The sequence below is a fragment of the Frateuria defendens genome (genome assembly GCF_001182895.1).
Classification (GTDB): domain Bacteria; phylum Pseudomonadota; class Gammaproteobacteria; order Xanthomonadales; family Rhodanobacteraceae; genus Frateuria_B; species Frateuria_B defendens.
Window position 1 is genome coordinate 1 of the sequence record NZ_LFQR01000260.1, and the last position, 224, is coordinate 224.

General features: G+C 75.9%; 1 pseudogene. It reads left to right on the top strand.

Annotated features, from left to right (window positions below):
• Window positions 1–224, top strand: a pseudogene (locus tag ACH65_RS18200) (acetyl-CoA C-acetyltransferase); the annotation flags it as partial.

Genomic DNA, 224 nt, shown 5'->3' on the forward strand with positions numbered 1-224 from the left:
CCTGCGCGCGTGGGAAAGCGCGGACTACTGCCGCCAGCGGCTGGGCCGCGAGCAGCCGCTGGGGTCCATCGACCCGGCCAGGCTCAACGTGCACGGCTCCAGCCTCGCGGCGGGCCACCCCTTCGCCGCCACCGGCGCGCGCGTGGTCGCCACGCTGGCCAAGCTGCTCGAGCACAAGGGCTCGGGCCGCGGGCTGATCTCCATCTGCACCGCGGGCGGCATGG